The organism is Streptomyces sp. MMBL 11-1 (genome assembly GCF_028622875.1).
Lineage (GTDB): Bacteria > Actinomycetota > Actinomycetes > Streptomycetales > Streptomycetaceae > Streptomyces.
In genome coordinates this window covers 4,771,602-4,789,437 of sequence record NZ_CP117709.1, presented here as the reverse complement: position 1 = coordinate 4,789,437, position 17,836 = coordinate 4,771,602, and the positions used below count along the sequence as shown (strand labels likewise).

19 protein-coding genes and 1 tRNA gene are annotated in these 17,836 nt (G+C 71.9%); 5 read left to right on the top strand and 15 right to left on the bottom strand.

Features of this window, described 5'->3' with window-relative positions:
- Positions 1 to 180 precede the first annotated feature (180 nt).
- Positions 181 to 1,473 (top strand): amidohydrolase family protein, encoded by a 1,293-nt coding sequence (locus tag PSQ21_RS21160; protein ID WP_274032185.1) that lies wholly within the window; start codon positions 181 to 183, stop codon positions 1,471 to 1,473.
- 34 nt (positions 1,474 to 1,507) lie between these two features.
- Positions 1,508 to 2,164, top strand: a complete 657-nt coding sequence (locus PSQ21_RS21155) for an NAD(P)H-binding protein (RefSeq protein ID WP_274032184.1) — start codon at positions 1,508 to 1,510, stop codon at positions 2,162 to 2,164.
- A gap of 86 nt (positions 2,165 to 2,250) precedes the next feature.
- Here PSQ21_RS21155 and PSQ21_RS21150 read toward each other — a convergent pair.
- A tRNA-Tyr gene (locus PSQ21_RS21150) sits at positions 2,251 to 2,332 on the bottom strand.
- 162 nt (positions 2,333 to 2,494) lie between these two features.
- On the opposite strand from PSQ21_RS21150, the gene PSQ21_RS21145 reads away from it, so the two are divergent.
- The 3 genes from PSQ21_RS21145 to PSQ21_RS21135 all read left to right on the top strand — a co-directional run bounded on the left by PSQ21_RS21145 (position 2,495) and on the right by PSQ21_RS21135 (position 4,488).
- Positions 2,495 to 2,983, top strand: coding sequence for a YajQ family cyclic di-GMP-binding protein (locus tag PSQ21_RS21145; RefSeq protein WP_006126857.1), 489 nt, complete (start codon positions 2,495 to 2,497; stop codon positions 2,981 to 2,983).
- A 272-nt stretch (positions 2,984 to 3,255) separates the two neighbouring features.
- Entirely contained in the window at positions 3,256 to 3,789 is a 534-nt protein-coding gene (locus PSQ21_RS21140; protein WP_274032183.1) for a methylated-DNA--[protein]-cysteine S-methyltransferase, read from the top strand.
- A gap of 57 nt (positions 3,790 to 3,846) precedes the next feature.
- Positions 3,847 to 4,488 carry an alpha-ketoglutarate-dependent dioxygenase AlkB family protein gene (locus PSQ21_RS21135; protein ID WP_274032182.1) on the top strand — a complete coding sequence of 214 codons (642 nt, stop codon included), beginning with the start codon at positions 3,847 to 3,849 and terminating at the stop codon, positions 4,486 to 4,488.
- A gap of 50 nt (positions 4,489 to 4,538) precedes the next feature.
- Here PSQ21_RS21135 and PSQ21_RS21130 read toward each other — a convergent pair whose 3' ends face one another.
- From PSQ21_RS21130 to PSQ21_RS21065, 14 genes are all read right to left on the bottom strand, one after another.
- A complete protein-coding gene (locus tag PSQ21_RS21130; protein ID WP_274032181.1) occupies positions 4,539 to 4,811 on the bottom strand; it encodes a GlsB/YeaQ/YmgE family stress response membrane protein in 273 nt (90 codons plus the stop codon).
- Positions 4,812 to 4,932: 121 nt separating this feature from the next.
- Positions 4,933 to 5,325: a YccF domain-containing protein gene (locus tag PSQ21_RS21125; RefSeq protein WP_215111172.1), complete on the bottom strand. Its 393-nt coding sequence runs from the start codon at positions 5,323 to 5,325 to the stop codon at positions 4,933 to 4,935.
- A complete protein-coding gene (gene htpX / locus PSQ21_RS21120; RefSeq protein WP_274032180.1) occupies positions 5,322 to 6,185 on the bottom strand; it encodes a zinc metalloprotease HtpX in 864 nt (287 codons plus the stop codon). Before htpX ends, PSQ21_RS21125 begins: the two co-directional genes overlap by 4 nt.
- A gap of 379 nt (positions 6,186 to 6,564) precedes the next feature.
- Positions 6,565 to 7,032, bottom strand: coding sequence for a large conductance mechanosensitive channel protein MscL (gene mscL / locus PSQ21_RS21115; RefSeq protein WP_097870167.1), 468 nt, complete (start codon positions 7,030 to 7,032; stop codon positions 6,565 to 6,567).
- Between the two features lie 117 nt (positions 7,033 to 7,149).
- Complete coding sequence (locus PSQ21_RS21110; RefSeq protein ID WP_274032179.1) at positions 7,150 to 8,757, bottom strand: NADH-quinone oxidoreductase subunit N; 1,608 nt, start codon at positions 8,755 to 8,757, stop codon at positions 7,150 to 7,152.
- Positions 8,754 to 10,547 carry an NADH-quinone oxidoreductase subunit M gene (locus tag PSQ21_RS21105; RefSeq protein ID WP_274032178.1) on the bottom strand — a complete coding sequence of 598 codons (1,794 nt, stop codon included), beginning with the start codon at positions 10,545 to 10,547 and terminating at the stop codon, positions 8,754 to 8,756. The genes PSQ21_RS21110 and PSQ21_RS21105 overlap by 4 nt, the downstream gene beginning before the upstream one ends.
- Entirely contained in the window at positions 10,544 to 12,544 is a 2,001-nt protein-coding gene (locus PSQ21_RS21100; protein ID WP_274032177.1) for an NADH-quinone oxidoreductase subunit 5 family protein, read from the bottom strand. The genes PSQ21_RS21105 and PSQ21_RS21100 overlap by 4 nt, the downstream gene beginning before the upstream one ends.
- Positions 12,541 to 12,993, bottom strand: a complete 453-nt coding sequence (gene nuoK, locus PSQ21_RS21095; protein ID WP_274032176.1) for an NADH-quinone oxidoreductase subunit NuoK — start codon at positions 12,991 to 12,993, stop codon at positions 12,541 to 12,543. Before nuoK ends, PSQ21_RS21100 begins: the two co-directional genes overlap by 4 nt.
- Positions 12,993 to 13,733 carry an NADH-quinone oxidoreductase subunit J family protein gene (locus PSQ21_RS21090; protein WP_274032175.1) on the bottom strand — a complete coding sequence of 247 codons (741 nt, stop codon included), beginning with the start codon at positions 13,731 to 13,733 and terminating at the stop codon, positions 12,993 to 12,995. The genes nuoK and PSQ21_RS21090 overlap by 1 nt, the downstream gene beginning before the upstream one ends.
- Entirely contained in the window at positions 13,733 to 14,305 is a 573-nt protein-coding gene (locus PSQ21_RS21085; RefSeq protein WP_097870163.1) for a NuoI/complex I 23 kDa subunit family protein, read from the bottom strand. The genes PSQ21_RS21090 and PSQ21_RS21085 overlap by 1 nt, the downstream gene beginning before the upstream one ends.
- Positions 14,305 to 15,273: a complex I subunit 1/NuoH family protein gene (locus tag PSQ21_RS21080; RefSeq protein ID WP_274032174.1), complete on the bottom strand. Its 969-nt coding sequence runs from the start codon at positions 15,271 to 15,273 to the stop codon at positions 14,305 to 14,307. Before PSQ21_RS21080 ends, PSQ21_RS21085 begins: the two co-directional genes overlap by 1 nt.
- Positions 15,270 to 16,649 (bottom strand): NADH-quinone oxidoreductase subunit C, encoded by a 1,380-nt coding sequence (locus PSQ21_RS21075; protein ID WP_274032173.1) that lies wholly within the window; start codon positions 16,647 to 16,649, stop codon positions 15,270 to 15,272. The genes PSQ21_RS21080 and PSQ21_RS21075 overlap by 4 nt, the downstream gene beginning before the upstream one ends.
- Entirely contained in the window at positions 16,649 to 17,344 is a 696-nt protein-coding gene (locus PSQ21_RS21070) for an NADH-quinone oxidoreductase subunit B (protein ID WP_274032172.1), read from the bottom strand. Before PSQ21_RS21070 ends, PSQ21_RS21075 begins: the two co-directional genes overlap by 1 nt.
- On the bottom strand, positions 17,335 to 17,766 hold the full coding sequence (locus PSQ21_RS21065; protein WP_274035871.1) for an NADH-quinone oxidoreductase subunit A: 432 nt from the start codon (positions 17,764 to 17,766) through the stop codon (positions 17,335 to 17,337). The genes PSQ21_RS21070 and PSQ21_RS21065 overlap by 10 nt, the downstream gene beginning before the upstream one ends.
- Positions 17,767 to 17,836: the final 70 nt, after the last annotated feature.

Here is a 17,836-nt window from a genome sequence, read left to right as displayed (position 1 = left end):
GGGGCCGCTCACACCCCCTGATCAGGCCTTGATCCAGGCCGCTCCCGACTCCGGAACCGGACCGGCCGACGGCCGCCACGGGCGCACCGATATGACTATTCCGCTCCTCCCGGACGCCGCCCCCGCGCACCCCTAGGGTGTGGTCACTCCGTGTGACCTCGCACCCCTCCCAGGAGCGCGATGCCTGACAGCCAGCCACGGCGGCCCGACGACAACGCGCCCGACAGCGCCGACGCGGCCACCACCGCCGACCACCCCGCACTCGTCCTCGGCGGCGCCCGCCTCGCCGACGGCCGCGCCGTCGACGTACGTGTGAGCGGCAGCCGGATCGAGGCCGTCGGCACCGCGGGCAGCCTCACCGCTCGCGGCCCCCGCGTCGACCTCCGCGGCTACCTCCTGCTCCCCGCCCCGGCCGAACCCCACGCCCACAGCGACACCGCCCTCACCGCCGACAGCGCCGGCCCCGGCCCCGCCTCCCACCGCGCCGAGGACATCCAGCGCCGCGCCACCGAGGCCGCACTCCTCCAGCTCGGCCACGGCGCCACGGCGCTGCGCACCCACGTCCGCGTCGGCGACGTCCAGGGCCTCGCCCCTCTCGAAGCCGTCCTGCAGACCCGGCGCGCCCTGCGCGGCATCGCCGACGTCATGCCCGTCGCGGTCCCCCGGCTCCTCACCGGCGTCGCCGGGGCGGACAGCCTCGCGATGCTCCGGGACGCGGTCGGGATGGGCGCGGCCGTCGTCGGCGGCTGCCCCGACCTCGACCCCGACCCGACGGGCTACACCGAGGCCGTCCTGGAGATCGCCGCCGAGCACGGCTGCCCCGTGGACCTGCACACCGACGGCGACGACCCCGCCCGTCTGGCCCGGCTCGCCGCGATGGCCGCAGGCCTGCGCCCCGGCGTCACCCTGGGCCCCTGCGGCGGCCTGGCCCACCTGCCCCTGGAGGCCGCGACCCGCGCCGCCGACCAGCTCGCCGCCGCGGGGATCGCGGTGGTCTGCCTGCCCCAGGGCGGCTGCGCCGGCGCCGAACGCCGTACCACCGCCCCCGTACGGCTGCTGCGCTCCGCCGGTGTGCGCGTCGCGGCGGGCAGCGGTGCGGTGCGGGACACGGCCAACCCGGTCGGTCGCGGCGATCCGCTCGAAGCCGCCTACCTCCTCGCCTCGCAGGCGGGGCTACGTGCCGAACAGGCGTACGCGTCGGTCTCCACGGCCGCCCGCGCGGCGCTCGGCCTCCCCTGCGTGCGCGTCGAGGCGGGTTTCCCCGCCGAACTCCTCGCCGTACGCGGTGAACGCCTCTCCGCGGCGCTCTCCCTCGGCTACAGCCGCATCGTCATCCACGGCGGCCGGATCGTCGCCCGTACCAGCGCCGTGCGCGAGTACTGCGACTCCGACGCCGACGCCGACGCCATCGCGGGGCTCGGCGGGCTTCCGCGCCAGGGGCGGCCCGACTCCGGCGCCGGGCCGAGGAACTGAGCACGACCGGGCCCCCGGGCGTACGGTCGGGGATATGCGCATTGTCATCGCAGGTGGACACGGACAGATCGCACTACGGCTGGAGCGGCTGCTCGCCGCACGCGGGGATGAAGCCGTAGGGATCATCCGCAACCCCCAACAGAGCCAGGACCTGACCGACGCCGGTGCCCGACCCGCCGTGCTGGACCTCGAAACGGCCACCGTGGAGCAGACCGCGGAGGTGCTGCGCGGCGCGGACGCGGCCGTCTTCGCCGCGGGCGCGGGGCCCAACAGCAGCGTCGCCCGCAAGGACACCGTCGACCGTGACGCGGCCGTGCTGTTCGCCGACGCGGCCGAGGCGGCGGGCGTCCGCCGCTATCTCGTCGTCTCCTCGATGGGCGCCGACCCCGACCACCCCGGCGACGAGGTCTTCGACGTGTATCTGAGGGCCAAGGGCGCCGCCGACGCCGACGTACGCTCGCGCACCGCGCTGGACTGGACGATCCTGCGCCCCGGCATGCTGACCAACGACGCGGGTACCGGGCAGGTCCTCCTGGCCGCCTCGACGGGCCGCGGCCCGATCCCTCGCGACGACGTGGCGGCCACGCTGCTGGAGCTGCTGGACACCCCGGCTACGGCGGGTCTGACCCTGGAGGCGATCTCCGGGAACGTGCCGGTGACGGTGGCCGTGAAGGGCGTCGCGGGCAACTGATCCGCAGCGGACCCCTCGGCGGAACTCCGCGCCCGGACAACGAGGAAGCCCCCGACCGGAAGAACCGGTCGGGGGCTTCGTTCGCGTGGCGGCGCCAGGGTTCGAACCTGGGTAGGCTGAGCCGGCAGATTTACAGTCTGCTCCCTTTGGCCACTCGGGCACACCGCCTCGAACGACGCGTTGGATCTCGTGGTGAGCTCCTTGGCGACGACGTAAACAATACCTGATGGCCGGGGGTGCTCCGCCACCTGATTGATCAGCGGCCACGGGGGGCGGCGGTGGCTAGGCTTGCGCTGTATCCCCAGCATTCGACGCAAGGAGCCACACGTCATGGCCGACTCCAGTTTCGACATCGTCTCGAAGGTCGAGCGGCAGGAGGTCGACAACGCCCTCAACCAGGCCGCCAAGGAGATCTCCCAGCGTTACGACTTCAAGGGCACGGGCGCCTCGATCTCGTGGTCGGGCGAGAAGATTCTGATGGAGGCGAACGGCGAGGAGCGGGTCAAGGCCATCCTCGACATCTTCCAGTCCAAGCTGATCAAGCGCGGCATCTCGCTGAAGTCGCTGGACGCCGGTGAGCCGCAGCTCTCCGGCAAGGAGTACAAGATCTTCGCCACGATCGAGGAAGGCATCTCCCAGGACAACGCCAAGAAGGTGGCGAAGATCATCCGCGACGAGGGCCCGAAGGGCGTCAAGGCGCAGGTCCAGGGTGACGAGCTGCGGGTCAGCTCGAAGAGCCGGGATGATCTGCAGGCCGTGCAAGCGCTGCTCAAGGGGCAGGACTTCGACTTCGCGGTGCAGTTCGTCAACTACCGGTGACGAACTGTCGCGATCCGTACGGGCGTTGCCGGATCGCCTCAGCCTGACCGGACCGAGCCGAACTGGACTGGACTGGACTGAGCTGAGCCGAACTGAACCGAACTGAGCTGAGCTGAGCTGTGCACAACGGGGGCACACCGCCGGGGCCGACCTCGACGGCGTGCCTCTTCGTGTGCCAGGCCCCGGGGCGCGGGCGCGATGTCCGAATACCGCCGGTGGGGGCACCGCGGGCGAGCGCAGACTGGCCGTACCGACCGGGGAAGTGAGAAGGCATGACGACGACGGTGTACGCGCGGGTGGAGAGCCCGCTGGGCGAGTTGCTGCTGGTCGGCGAGGTGGTGGCGGACAGGCCGGACACAGCCGGTGTGCCCGCGACGGCCGGGGTCGAGCTGCGTTCGTTGTCGATGCCCGGCCAGAAGGGCGGCGCGGTCGTCCAGGACGGCTGGCGGCACGCCCCCGAGGCGTTCGCGGAGGTCGCCCGGCAGTTGGAGGCGTACTTCGCGGGGCGCTCGACACGGTTCGACGTGCCGCTGGCGGAGGGTACGGGCACGGAGTTCCAGCGGCGGGTCTGGGCGGTGCTGGAGTCGATCCCGTACGGGAGCACGGTGTCGTACGGGGAGGTCGCGGCGCTGGTCGGGGCCTCGGGCGCGGGGGTGCGCGCGGTGGGCACGGCGATCGGGCGCAACCCGTTGCTGGTCGTGCGGCCGTGCCACCGGGTGATCGGGGCGGACGGGGCGCTGCGGGGGTACGCGGGCGGGCTGGAGCGGAAGAAGCTGCTGCTGGGGATCGAGGGCGGGGCGGGCTGAGCCGTGGCGCCAGGGCTTCCGCCGTCCTCGGACGGCCTCTTCCGGCGGGAGCGGAGGGTGGTCGCGCCGGGGGCCGTCCATGTGCCGGAGTGGCTGTCGGTGGAGCAGCGTGCGGAGTTGGTGGCGGCGTGCCGTCAGTGGGCGCGGGGGCCGGTCCCGTTGCGGCATACGGTGCTGCCGGGCGGCGGGGTGATGTCGGTGCGGACGGTGTGCCTGGGGTGGCACTGGCAGCCGTACCGGTACGCGCGTACGGCTGACGACGTGAACGGTGCCCGGGTGGCCGCGTTCCCGGACTGGCTGGGCGATCTGGGGCGGGCGGCGGTGGCCGAGGCGTACGGGGACGAGGGCGCGGCGGAGACGTTTGCACCGGATACCGCGCTGATCAACTTCTACGACGCCACCGCGCGGATGGGGATGCATCAGGACAAGGAGGAGCGGTCGAGCGCTCCTGTGGTGTCGTTGAGCATCGGGGCGCGGTGTGTGTTCCGCTTCGGGAACACGGAGGGGCGCGGGCAGCCCTACACGGATGTGGAGTTGCGGTCCGGGGATCTGTTCGTCTTCGGCGGGCCGTCGCGTTTCGCGTTCCACGGGGTGCCGAAGGTGTATGCGGGACCGGCCGACCCGGCCGCGGGGCTGCGGGCCGGCCGGTTGAACCTGACGTTGCGGGAGACCGGGATGACGTCACGGGGCTCGCGGTAGGGCGAGGTGCGCCGCCGGCCGCTCACGGGCCCGGGTGCCCGCCCCCGGGGTCAGCGGCGTTCGCGGGAGTTGCCGAACAGCAGCCGGTAGGCGATGAGCAGGACCAGGGAACCGGCGATGGCGGCGATCCAGGTCGCGGTGTCGTAGAAGTCGTTGCTGATGGGGCGGTCGAGGAATTTGCTGGAGAGCCAGCCCCCGACGAAGGCCCCGGCGATACCGATGAGCGTGGTGCCGACGATGCCTCCCGGGTCGCGTCCCGGGAGGAGGATTTTCGCTATGACTCCGGCGAGCAGCCCGAGAATGATCCAACTGATGATGCCCATGTGGCTGCACCTACCCCTTGCTTCGTCCTGGAACCCAAGACGCCGCAGCCATGCCTTCGGTTGCCCGGGGGGTGTCCGTCGAGGTCGGGACGGGTGCCCGGCCGGTGGGCGGCGGGGCGGGCTACCGGGCGGCGAAGGGCTGGTCCGTGCGGACGATCTCCTTGCCGAAGGGCATGAGGGAGACGGGGATCAGTTTGAAGTTGGCGATGCCCAGAGGGATGCCGATGATCGTGATGCACAGCGCGATGCCGGTGGTGATGTGGCCGAGGGCGAGCCACCAGCCGGCGAGGACCAGCCAGAGGACGTTCCCCACGCAGGAGGGCGAGCCGGCGTCCCGGCGGTCGACGACGGTGTGGCCGAACGGCCAGAGGGCGTAGACGCCGATCCTGAAGGCGGCGAGCCCGAAGGGGATGCCGATGATGGTGATGCAGAGCAGGAGGCCCGCGAGCAGGTAGCCGAGGAACATCCAGAATCCGCAGAGGATCAGCCAGATGACGTTCAGGATGGTTTTCACGGGCGATGACCTGCCATCTCTTCTAGTCGGGCGATCCGCTCCGCCATCGGCGGGTGGGTGGAGAACATCTTCGCCATTCCCTGGCCGGGACGGAACGGGTTCGCGATCATCATGTGGCTCGCGGTCTCGATCCTGGGCTCGGGCGGCAGCGGGAGCTGTTTCGTACCGGCGTCGAGCTTGCGCAAGGCGCTGGCGAGGGCCAGGGGGTCGCCGGTGAGCTGGGCCCCGGAGGCGTCGGCCTCGTACTCCCGGGAGCGGCTGACGGCGAGCTGGATGACGGAGGCGGCGAGCGGTCCCAGGATCATGATCAGGAGCATGCCGAGGAGGCCGGGCCCCTCGTCGTCGTTGGAGCGGCCCACCGGGATGAGCCAGGCGAAGTTGACCAGGAACATCACGACGGAGGCGAGGGCTCCGGCGACGGACGAGATGAGGATGTCCCGGTTGTAGACATGGCTCAGCTCGTGGCCGAGGACGCCGCGCAGCTCGCGTTCGTCGAGGATCTGGAGGATGCCCTCGGTACAGCAGACGGCGGCGTTGCGCGGGTTACGGCCGGTGGCGAACGCGTTGGGCGCCTGCGTCGGGGAGATGTAGAGGCGCGGCATGGGCTGGCGGGCCGCCGTGGAGAGCTCGCGGACGATGCGGTAGAGCTGAGGCGCCTCGAACTCGCTGACGGGCCGGGCGCGCATGGCCCGCAGCGCCAGCTTGTCGCTGTTCCAGTAGGCGTAGGCGTTGGTGCCGACGGCTACCAGGAGTGCGACGACGAGTCCCGTACGTCCGAAGAAGCTGCCGATGACGATGATGAGAGCGGACAGTCCCCCGAGGAGTACGGCGGTCTTCAGCCCGTTGTGCCGGCGGTGCACGGTACGCCCTCCAAGTGGTGCAGCAGGGGAACCCTTTGCATGGTGGTGCTCCACTCCCCAGTGGAGCCTCCTGTACTGGTCAACGCCAGGCGGGAGGAGCTAGTTCCCTTGTGCGTGCGGCCGGAGGGCGGGGCTGTGCCGCGTGTTCGCGCCGGTCGGGCGCCCGGCCCCGTACGGAGGGGCGCTGGGCCGTACGGGTGGCGGGCTTCCTCGTGGTGCGGGGGTCCTTCGGGTATGCGTGCGGCGCCGCGTTCGGGGCTGGCTGCTGTTCCGATCAGTGCTGCTGTCCGGTCAGGGTTGCCGTTCCGGTCCGGGCGACTGTTCCGGTCAGTGCCGCTGTCCGTTCAGTGCTGCTGTTCCGTTCAGTGCCGCTGTCCGTTCAGTGCTGCTGCGCGGGGAGCTTGGCGAGGGAGAGCGCCTCGGGGTCGGGCTCGACCTCGCTGGTGCAGTGGCCGCAGCGGGAGGCGACGGAGGGGATCTCGCTGAAGCAGCGCGGGCAGTCGCGGAGGGCGGCCTTGATGTCGACGGCCTCCTCCTCTTCCTCCTTGGTGAAGCGGTTCTGCACCTTGGCCATGGGGACCACGACGCAGAAGTACAGCACCGCGGCGGTGATCAGGAAGGCGATCGCGGCGCTGATGAAGAGGCCGTAGGGGAACACGACGCCGTCGACCTCGTAGGAGGCCTTGCTGAAGTCTCCGGTGCCGCGGGTGGCGAGACCGATCAGCGGTGTGATGAAAGCGTTGCTGAAGCCCGTGACGACGGCGGTGAAGGCGGCCCCGACAGCGAGACCGATCGCCATCGAGATGACGTTCCCGCGCAGGATGAAGTCCTTGAACCCGTTCAGCACTGCTCTCTCTTTCCTCTTGCTCCCGACACGTCCACGCCGATTACGTGACGTATGCAGCCAAGACCATGCCCTGCGGCGGGGGCCGCGGGCAAACCGATCTTGCGGGGTCGGAACGCCTCAGAAAAGGCTGCCGGAGGCGAAGCGCAGGACGGCCTGCGGGGCCCCGGAGAGCAGGATTCCGGCGGTGGCGGTCAGCACGATCGCCGTGGTGAGCGGGGTGGGGATCGCGAATCGGCGTGGTGGAACGGAGGCCGTGGATCCGGTGGCGGCCCCAGTGGTTTCCGGGGCGCCCTCGGGCGTACGGAAGAGGATCGCGGTCCACTGAAGGTAGTAGTAGAGAGCGATCACCACGTTGACGGCCATGACCACGGCGAGCCAGCCGAGGCCCGCGTCGACGGCCGCGGAGAAGACGGTGACCTTCGCGAAGAGCCCGATGATGCCGGGTGGCAGTCCGGCCAGGCAGAGCAGGAAGAATCCGAGGGCCAGGGCCGCGAGCGGACGGGTGGCGTAGAGGCCCCGGTAGTCGGCGAGCCGGTTGCCGGGGTGGGTGCGGGCGACGACGGCGGCGACCGCGAACGCCCCCAGGTTCACGACGGCGTACATGAGGGCGTACGCCACGGTGGAGCCGATCCGGTCGTCGCCGGAGTACGCGGCGGCGGCGATCGGGACCAGGAGGTAGCCGGCCTGGGCGACCGATGACCAGGCGAGGAGGCGGACGGCGCTGCGGGCGCGGTCGGCGTTCTGGCGGAGGGCCGCGACGTTGCCGACGGTCATGGTGAGGGCGGCGAGGACGGCGATCGCGGGCCCCCACACGTCGGCGTAGGAGGGGAACGCGATGACGGTGACCAGAATGAGCCCCGAGAACCCGACGGCCTTCCCGACGACGGAGAGATAGGCGGCGATGGGGAGCGGCGCGCCGACGTAGGTGTCGGGGACCCAGAAGTGGAAGGGCGCGGCGGCGGTCTTGAAGGCGAAGCCGACGAGGGTGAGGGCGACGCCGGCCTTGGCGAGGGTGTCGAGGACCGGGGGCACGTCGTCGAGGCGGGCGGCGATCTCGGTGAGGTGCAGGGTGCCGGTGGTCGCGTACACGAAGCTGACGCCGAGCAGCATGACGGCGGTGGCGACGACGGAGGACAGGAAGAACTTCAGCGCGGCCTCGGAGGAGCGGCGGTCGCCGCGCACGATGCCGACGAGCGCGAACGCGGGCAGCGAGGCGACTTCGAGGGCGACGACGAGCGTGGCGAGGTCGCGGGAGGCGGGCAGCAGGGCGGCCCCGGATGCGGAGGCCAGGAGCAGGAACCAGAACTCCCCCGCCGGTAGTTTCCGGGTGTCGTCGAGCGAGAGCAGGACGGTGAGGAACGCGCCGCCGAGGACGAGGGCCTGGATGACGAGGGCGAAGTGGTCGGCGGTGTAGCTGCAGGCCTGGGCGCCGGTGGTGACGCAGAAGGTGGCCCGGTCCCCGGCGCGCAGGGGGACCAGGAGCGCCAGGGCGGCGGCGAGGGCGGTGAGGGCGCCGTAGCCGAGGAGCTGTTTGCGGTGCGCGGGCAGGAACAGGTCGGCGACCAGGACGATCAGGGCGGCGAGCGCGGTGAGGGTGGGGGGCGCGATGGCGAGCCAGTCGATGGACTGGACGACGCTGGGGGTGTCGGCGGCGAGGAGGCTTCCGGCGGCGTCGCCGGTGCCGGGGGCGGTCAGGCCCGGGGCGGTGCTGAGGTCCGCGGTCACGACTTGCCTCCTGCGAGGAGCTTCTGCACGGCCGGGTCGGTGAGGCCGAGGAGGACGGCGGGCCAGAGACCGGCGAGGACGGTGAACGCGGCGAGCGGGGTCCAGGTGGCGGCTTCGTACGCCTGGATGTCCGCGAGCTGCGGGGTGGTGGAGGGGGCGGGCCGGGCTCCGGTGGCCTCGGACGGCTGAGGGCCGGGCTGCTGAGGGCCGGGCTGCTGAGGACCGGCGGGCTGGGGGCCTGACGGCTGGGCCTCGGACGGCTGGGGGCCTGACGGCTGGGCCTCGGACGGCTGGGGGCGTGACACTGCTTGCGGGCCGCCCGCCAGTTGCGAGGCCCGGTCGTCGGGCGACAGCCGGGAGTGGGGCGAGTGCTCGCCCATGCAGACGCGGCGGACGACGATGAGCATGTACGCGGCGGTGAGCAGGGTGCCGAACGCCCCGATGGCCATGAAGGTGCGGAACGCGGGGCGGCTGAGGCCTTCGGCGGGGCTGTACGCGCCGAACAGGGTGAGCATCTCGCCCCAGAATCCGGCGAGTCCGGGGAGGCCGAGCGAGGCGATGGCGGCGAAGGCGAGCAGCGCGCCGAGGCGGGGCGCCCGGCCGTAGAGGGCGGCCCCGGTCGCTCCGGCGAGGGCGTCGAGGTCGGCGGTGCCGTAGCGGTCCTTGACGGCGCCGACCAGGAAGAACAGCAGACCGGTGATGAGGCCGTGGGCGATGTTGGCGAAGAGCGCGCCGTTGACTCCGGTGGGGGTCATGGTGGCGATGCCGAGCAGGACGAAGCCCATGTGTCCGACGGACGAGTAGGCGATGAGCCGCTTGAGATCGCCCTTGGCGCCGGTACGGGCCAGCGCCAGGCAGGCGAGGGAGCCGTAGACGATGCCGACGACGGCGAACGCCGCGAGGTAGGGCGCGAAGGTCCGCATGCCGTCGGGGGCGATGGGGAGCAGGATCCGGACGAATCCGTACGTTCCCATCTTCAGCAGGACACCCGCGAGGAGCACCGACCCGACGGTGGGGGCGGCGGTGTGGGCGTCGGGGAGCCAGCTGTGCAGGGGCCACATCGGGGTCTTCACAGCGAGGCCGACACCGATCGCGATGACGGCGATGACCTGCACGGACGTGGTGAGGCCCCGGCCGTTGTCAGTGGCGAGTGCCACCATGTCGAAGGTGCCGCTCTTCAGCCCGATGAGGAGGATGCCCAGGAGCATGACGACCGAGCCGAGCAGGGTGTAGAGGATGAACTTCCAGGCGGCCGCCTGCCGCCTGCCGCCGCCCCAGCGGGCGATGAGGAAGTACATCGGGATGAGGACCATCTCGAAGGCGAGGAAGAAGAGCAGCAGGTCGAGGACGGCGAAGGTGGCGAGGGTGCCGGACTCCAGGACGAGGACGAGGGCGACGAAAGCCTTCGGTGAGGGGCCCGCGGGCAGCTTGAAGTAGCTGTACAGCGCGCAGAGGAAGGTCAGCAGCGCGGTCAGGACCAGGAGGGGGAGGGAGATGCCGTCGATGCCGAGGTGGATGCGGACGTCGAGCGCCGGGATCCAGCTGATGTCGGTGGTCGCCTGCATCGTGGCGGGGTGGTCGTGGTCGAAGCCGACGGCCAGGACGATCGCGGCGATGAGGACGGCGCCGGTGACCGTCACGCCGTGGCGGAGCACGGCCTGGTCGGGGTTCTTCCCCTTGAGCCCGGGCGGGGCGGGGAGCAGGGCCGCGACGGCGCCGAGGAGCGGGGCGACGACGAGGAACGCCAGAAGGAACTGCATCACGGACGCACTGATATCGATCACGGTCACGACCCCGCGTTGACGTTGGCGAAGACGACGGCGGCGATCGCCAGGACGAGGGATCCGGCGAGCAGGGCGCCGGCGTAGGTCTGCACGTTGCCGGTCTGGGCCCGGCGGACGGCGGTGCCGAGGAGGCGCGTGACGGCGCCCGATCCGCTGACGTAGGTGTCGACGACCTCGCGGTCCAGGAAGCGGACGAGGCGGGCGGCTCCCTGGACGGGCCGGACGAAGAGCACCGTGTACAGGGCGTCGAGGTGGAAGCCGGTGGCCGCGTGGCGGTGCAGGGGCCCGAGGAGGATCCTGCCGGGGTCGGCCGGGTCGGGGGCGCCCGCGATGGTGCCGTAGACGGCGGTGTGGGACGTCATGGCCTCGGCTTCGACGAGGGCGGGTTCGACGCCGGGGTGGGCGGCGACGGCGCCGATGGGGGTGCGGGCGGCGATGGCGGTGGTGTGCCGCCACGCGCCGTAGGTGACGAGGCCGCCGACGAGCGTGACGCCGGTGGAGAGGACGGCGGTGGTGAGGGACGGGGTGAGGCCGTGCCCGTCGAACCAGTCGCCGATCATGCCGACGGTGAGGCCGAAGCCGATGGTGGGGACGGCCAGGATCCACAGGACGGAGGTCATGGCGGCGGGCTGCCCGCCGTGGTCGGGGGCTTCCGCGCCGCGCCCGCGGAAGGCCAGGAGCCAGAGGCGTACGGCGTAGGCGGCGGTCAGGACGGCGGCGAGGAGCCCGGCGATCAGGATCGTCCACCCTGCGGCGGCCGGGGCGACGCTCCGGTCTCCGAGGGCGGTGTGCTCGGCGGCGACGAGGACGGCTTCCTTGGAGAAGAAGCCGGCGAACGGCGGGATGGCGGCCAGGGCGAGGAGCGCGACGGTCATCGTCCAGAAGGCGTCCGGGATACGGCGGGCAAGCCCTCCCATCCGGGACATGGCGGCGAGCGAGTTGGTGCCCGCGGCGTGGATGACGACGCCCGCGGCGAGGAAGAGGACCGCTTTGAACGCACCGTGCGAGATCAGGTGGAAGACCGCCGCACCCCGGTCGCCGACGGCCAGGGCGCCCGACATGTAGCCGAGCTGGCCGATGGTCGAGTAGGCGAGGACGCGTTTGATGTCGTCCTGGGCGAGGGCGGCGAGCCCGGACCCGATCATCGTGACGGCGGCCATCACGGCGAGGACGACGAGCGCCGCGCCGGAGGCCGCGAAGACGGGCAGCAGCCGGGCCACGAAGTAGATGCCGGCGGCGACCATCGTCGCGGCGTGGATGAGCGCGGAGACGGGGGTGGGGCCGGCCATCGCGTCGGGCAGCCAGGTGTGCAGGGGGAACTGGGCCGACTTGCCCGCGACGCCCGCGAGGAGCAGCAGGGCGATGACGGTGGGGTGGTCGAGCCCACCGTTGCCGACGGCGGCGAGGATCTTGGTGATCCGGAAGCTGCCGGTGTCGGCGGCGAGTGCGAACAGACCGATCAGGAAGGGGACATCGCCGAGCTTGGTGACCAGGAAGGCCTTGAGGGAGGCGGCCCGGGCCTCGGGCGTCTCCCAGTAGTGGCCGACGAGGAAGTACGAGCAGATGCCCATGATCTCCCAGCCGACCAGGAGCACCATCAGGTCGCCTGAGTAGACGACCAGGAGCATCGCGGAGGTGAAGAGGGAGACGAGGGCCGCGTAGGAGGGGTAGCGGGCGTCGTCGCGGAGGTAGGCGGTGGAGTAGAGCTGTACGCAGGTGGCGACGACTGTCACGAGGACGGCGACCAGAACGGCGAAGCCGTCGAGGTGCAGCGCCAGGTCGATCGGGACCGATCCGGTGGGCGTGAGCTGGGTCGCGGCGTCGACGGCCCGGCCGCCGCCCTGGCGGACGGCGACGATCACGGCGAGTACGGCCGCGGTGAGGGTCGGGAGGATCGCCAGCGGGCGGACGAAGCCGGGGGCGGTACGGCCGACGGCGAGCCCGGCGAGGGCCCCGAGGAACGGGAGGAGGGGGACGAGGGCGGCGAGGGTCGTGATGGTCACGTGGTGGCCTCTGCCTTCTTCGCTTTCCCTGTCTTCCCTGTCCCTGTCCCTGTTCCTGTCCCTGTCTTCCCTGTTCTCCCGTCCGCCCCGCCCGGGGGCGGCTCCGTGCCGTCGACGGCGTCGGGAAGCGTCTCGGCGTCGTCGGTCTCGGCGGTGTCGCGGAGCCGGTCGATGGCGGAGGTGCCCCGGTTGCGGTAGACGGCCAGGACGATCGCGAGGCCGATGCCGATCTCGGCGGCGGCGATGGCGATGGTGAAGAGCGTGAGTGCCTGGCCGGAGTGGAGGGTGTCGCGGAGCCAGACGTCGAAGGCGACGAGGTTGAGGTTGACGGCGTTGAGCATGAGCTCGACGGACATCAGGACCAGGATCGCGTTGCGGCGGGCGAGGACGCCGTAGAGGCCGATGCAGAAGAGGAGGGCGGCGAGCACGGCGGGATAGGCGAGGTGCATCAGCTCTGCTCCTCGTGGCCAGGTGTGCCGGGCGAGGCGGGCGCGCCGGGTGAGGAGGGCGGGCGCTGCTTCACGGTCCCGGGCCTGGTCGTCCCCTTGGTCCCGGGCCTGGTGGTCCCCTTGGTGCCGGGGCGGACCGTGGTGTCCGTGTCGTGTTTGCGGGACAGGACGATCGCGCCGACGAGAGCGGCGAGCAACAGGACGGAGAGCGCCTCGAAGGGCAGCACCCAGTTCCGGAACAGGAAGGCGCCGGTGACCTCGGTGGAGCCCTGGGCCGGGCCGTCGAGGTCGATCCAGGTGGTACGGAAGGCGTCGACCACGACCCAGACGAGGGCAGCCGCCGCCGCGGCGGCCACCCCGAGGGCGACCCACCGATGGCCCGAATCGGCGTCCGGGGAGCGGCCGATGGGGGCCCGGGTGAGCATCAGGCCGAAGAGGAGGAGGACGACGACGGAACCAACGTAGATCAGCACCTGGACCCAGGCGATGAACTCGGCGGTGAGCAGGAGGTACTCGACGGCCAGTCCGCCGAGCGCCACGACGAGCCAGAGGGCGGCGTGCACCAGTTGCCTGGTCGTGACGGTGACGACGGCGGCGCCGAGGGTGACAAGGCCGACGAGGAGAAACGCGACCTCGACGCCGGACGGGGAGAGGAAGCCGGGATGGTCGCCTGCGGCGGTGGAGGTGGCGGAGGCGGAGGCGGCGGCGGCGGCGAGCAAGGAGGGTGCGGTGTGCAGCATCAGGGGGTCCCTCCCTTCTCGTCTGCCTGGTCCCGCTGTTCCTGCGCGCGTTGGGCGGCGAGCTTGTCAGCGGCCTTGCGGGCGGCGGCGATCTCCTTCGGCTCCTCGGCCCCGGGGTCGAGGGCGGGCGGCTCCGGCACGGTCCACATCCACTCGCGGAGCTTGTCGCGCTCATGGGTGAGTTCGTGGATGTCCGTCTCCGCGTACTCGAACTCGGGCGACCAGAACAGCGCGTCGAAGGGGCACACCTCGATGCAGATACCGCAGTACATGCAGAGGGAGAAGTCGATGGCGAAACGGTCGAGGACGTTCCGGCTGCGCTCACGGCCGCCGGGGGCGGCGGGCGGCGACGTCTCCTTGTGGGAGTCGATGTAGATGCACCAGTCGGGGCACTCACGGGCGCAGAGCATGCAGACCGTGCAGTTCTCCTCGAACAGCCCGATGACGCCGCGGGAGCGGGGCGGGAGTTCGGGCTGGGTGTCCGGGTACTGCGCGGTGACGGTCTTCCTCGTCATCGTGCGCAGGGTGACGGCGAGGCCCTTGGCCAGGCCTGATCCGGGGATCGGGGGCATCAGTTGATCGCCACCTTCACGATGCCGGTGAGCGCGATCTGCGCGAGGGCGAGCGGGACGAGGGTGGTCCAGGCGAGCTTCTGCAACTGGTCCTCACGCAGGCGCGGGTAGCTGACGCGCAGCCAGATGACGACGAACGCGAGGAGGGCGGTCTTGAGGACGGTCCAGAGCCAGCCGAGTCCGTCGGCGCCGAACGGGCCGTGCCAACCACCGAGGAACAGGACGGTGGTCAGCGCGCACAGGACGACGATGCCCGCGTACTCGGCGAGGAGGAACAGGGCGAAGCGCAGACCGGTGTACTCGGTGTACGCGCCGAAGATGATCTCGGAGTCGGCCACCGGCATGTCGAACGGCGGGCGCTGCAACTCGGCGAGACCGGCGACGAAGAAGACCAGCGCGCCGACGATCTGCCAGGGCAGCCACCACCACGCGAACGCGTCGAGGATGCCGGTGAGCGAGACCGTCCCGGCCGCCATCGCCACGGAGGCGGCGGTCAGGAGCATCGGCAGCTCGTAGGACAGGAGCTGCGCGGCGGTGCGGAGACCGCCGAGGAGGGAGAACTTGTTGGCGGAGGCCCAGCCCGCCATGAGCGAGCCGAGGACGCCGATGCCCATGACGGCGAGGACGAAGAAGATGCCCGCGTCGACGGCCTGGCCGACCGCGCCGTCGCCGGGGCCGACGGGGATGACCACGAGGACGAGGAGGTACGGGAGGAGGGCGACGGCGGGGGCGAGCTGGAAGACGCGGCGGTCGGCGGCGGCCGGGACCACGTCCTCCTTCTGCGCGAACTTCACGCCGTCCGCGACGAGCTGGGCCCAGCCGTGGAAGCCGCCGGCGTACATGGGGCCCAGGCGGCCCTGCATGTGGGCCATCACCTTGTGTTCCGTCTGCCCCACGAGGAGGGGGGCGACCAGGAACACGGCGAAGACGATGGCCAGGCGGAGGGCGACGTCGAACACGTCGTTCACTCGGGATCGCCTCCGGCGGGATGGTCTGGGGTGGACTTGTCTGGGGTGGACTTGTCGGGGGTGGACTTGTCGGGGACGGGCTTGTCTGGGGTGGGCCTGTCGGGGGCAACTTCGCCGGGGATGGCTTCGTCAGCTGTGGGGGCCGGGGCGGGGGTGGCTTCGTCGGCGGTGGCTCCGTTGCCCTCCCCTTCCCGAACCGAGGGCTCTGCCGCCGTACCCCCGCTCCTCGCACGCCGGAGGGGCTGAGAGGACCCGGCCGCCGGTGCCTCCGGTTCATCGTCGAAGGCCGGTCGGGCGTCGTGCCACGGGGCGTCCGTGCTGCGCACCCGGGGCGGCGGCCCGGGTGCGTCCCCGGACGCCTTGGACGCCGCACGCTGACTGGCCGAACCTCCCGAGGCCGACCGGGAACGGCGCGCCGGGGCGGGCGGGGTCGCGGCAGGGGCGTCCGGGGGCGGCTGCTGGCTTGCCGAGCCCTCGGACGCCGACCGGGAGCGGCGCCCCCGGGTCGCCGGGGGCGCCTCCGGGGGCGCGGATGCGTCCGGCGTCGCGGGGGCCTCCGTACGGGCCACCGTGGGGGCGGCCTCCACACCGGTAAACGCAGGGGACTCCGCGCCGGCCTCCGCGCCGGACTTCGCGGGGGTCTCCATGCCGCTCGCCGTGGGGCGTTGTGCCGCTGAGCCCTCGCTCGCGGTGCGGGTGCGGCGGGGCGGGCGGTCGGCCGAGGGGCGGGCTGATCGGCCCGGGCGTGCGGCGGCCGGGGGAAGTTGGCCCTTCAGCGGGCCCCATTCGTTCGGGTCGGGGACCCCGGGCGGGAGCATCGCGCGACGCTTGGGGCCGGTGTGGCCCTCCGCCGGCTCCCCCGGTTCCTTCGCCCCGGGCCAGGCCTTGGCGACGCGCGCGGCCAGGACGAAGTCCTTGCGCAGCGGGTGGCCCTCGAACCCTTCCGGCAGGAGCAGCGGTACGAGGTGGGGGTGGCCGTCGAACGCGACGCCGAACATCTCGTGGGTCTCGCGCTCGTGCCACGCGGCGCCCGCGTAGACGTCGATGGCGCTGGGCAGGACCGCCGCTTCGTGCGGCACGGTCGTGCGTACCATCAGCCGCCGCACCGTACCCGTGCCCAGGGCCGCGACATGGGCGCAGACGCGGAAGCCCGTGCCCGGTTCGTCCACGGCGCTGAGCCAGTCGAAGTAGGTGCACCCGAGTTCGTCGCGGGCGGTCCGCAGCGCGGTGAGCCACGCGGCGGCGGGGACGTCGACGGTCAGCAGGTCGTACGCGGACTCCGCCGTGGCCCGGTCGCCGAACAGGTCGGTGACCGCGTCCGGCAGCCGGTCGTAGGCCTCGGCGGCGGATGGTGTGTGCTGGTCGCTGTCGCTCATCACCGCTCCTCCCCCGGCGTCGGGGCAGGGGCCGTCGGGGCGGGGGCCGTCGGCGCGGCCACCAGGCCGCTGCGGAGGGCCTCGGTGGACGGGCCGCCGCCCGTGGAACCGGCGCCCCCGGTGCTCCCGGTGCCCCCGGAGGCGTACCGCTCGGCGAGGGATTCGCGCGCGATCTTCTCCTGGAGCTTGAGAATGCCCTGGAGCAGCGCCTCGGGCCGGGGCGGGCAGCCGGGTACGTACACATCGACGGGGATGATCTGGTCGACGCCCTTGGTCACGGAGTACGAGTCCCAGTAGGGGCCGCCGCAGTTGGAGCAGGCGCCGAAGGAGATGACGTACTTCGGTTCGGGCATCTGCTCGTACAGCCGCTTCACGGCCGGGGCCATCTTGTCCGTCACCGTGCCGGAGACGATCATGAGGTCGGCCTGACGGGGGCCGGGGGCGAACGGGATCACGCCGAGCCGGATGAAGTCGTGGCGCGCCATGGACGCGGCGATGAACTCGATGGCGCAACAGGCGAGTCCGAAGTTGAAGACCCAGAGGCTGTAGCGGCGGCCCCAGTTGAGGACGACCTTCATCGGCTCGGGGGCGAGCCGGGAGAGCACGCCGAGCCGTTTGGGCTCGGGCAGGAGGACCGGATCGGACGGGGGCGCGGGCTGCTGCGACGCGGGGGTCGGCCGACTCGTCAGGCCCATGCGAGGACGCCCTTCTTCCATGCGTAGAGCAGTCCCACGGCCAGGAAGCCGAGGAAGACGAACATTTCGACCAGGGTCGTCGCGCCGTATCCGGGCGCCGCGAACACCGTGGCCCACGGGAACAGGAAGATGGAGTCGACGGCGAAGATCACGTACAGGAACGCGTAGACGTAGTAGCGGACCTGGGTGTGCGCCCAGCCCTCGCCGACCGGGTCGACGCCGCATTCGTAGGTGAGCAGCTTCTCCGGGGTGGGGACGACGGGGCGCAGCAGTCGCCCGGCCCCGAAGGCCACGGCGACGAACAGGACGCCGACCAGGGCGAGCAGACCGATGACCGAATAGCTCTGGAAGTACTCCGAGGCGAGCGCGGTGGACCCGTCCAGCGGAACGCCGGACCCGCCGGACCCGCCGACCCCGCCCATCGCGTGCGTGACGCCGGTCACGTCCATCACGTCAGCCACGCCGGTCATGCCCACCGCGTCCGCCACGCCG